The organism is Sinosporangium siamense, from assembly GCF_016863435.1.
Taxonomy (GTDB): Bacteria; Actinomycetota; Actinomycetes; order Streptosporangiales; family Streptosporangiaceae; genus Sinosporangium; species Sinosporangium siamense.
Genome location: NZ_BOOW01000083.1, coordinates 1 through 649, shown reverse-complemented (window position 1 = coordinate 649; position 649 = coordinate 1). Strand labels below are relative to the sequence as shown.

1 protein-coding gene is annotated in these 649 nt (G+C 71.6%); it reads left to right on the top strand.

Features of this window, described 5'->3' with window-relative positions; all coding sequences use genetic code 11:
• On the top strand, positions 1 to 649 hold a 649-nt coding region (locus Ssi02_RS38460), incomplete at both ends, for an AMP-binding enzyme (RefSeq protein WP_204034473.1).

Below are 649 nucleotides of genomic sequence, written 5' to 3'. Positions count from 1 at the left end.
GGTCGGTCCGGTGTTGCCGATCGGGGGTCCTGTGGCGGGCCGGCGGGCGTTCGTGCTGGATGCGTTCGCGCATCGGGTGCCGCCGGGGGTGGTCGGTGAGCTGTATGTGGCCGGTGCGGGTCTGGCGGTGGGCTATCTGGATCGGCCGGGGTTGACGGCGGAGCGGTTCGTGGCGTGTCCGTGGGGCGGGCGGATGTATCGGACCGGGGATCTGGCGTATTGGACGGCCGACGGTGAGCTGGTGTTCGCCGGGCGGGCCGATGCGCAGGTGAAGATCCGCGGCTATCGGGTGGAGCCGGGTGAGGTGGAGGCGGCTCTGGTGGCGATGGCCGGGGTCGGCGAGGCCGTCGTGGTGGGGCGGGAGGGTCGTCTGATCGGCTATGTGGTGGCCGGTCGGGAGGTCGAGCCGGAGCTGTTGCGTGAGCGGCTCGGGCGGGTGATGCCGGAGTTCATGGTGCCGGCGGCGGTTGTGGTGCTGGACGAGTTGCCGTTGACGGTGAACGGCAAGGTGGATCGTGCGGCGCTGCCCGATCCGGACTTCGCCGCCGCGGGGAGCGGGCGCGAGCCGCGCAGTGAGGGCGAGCGGTTGTTGTGCGGGCTGTTCGCGCAGGTGCTGGGGCATGACCGGGTGGGGGTGGACGACAGTTTC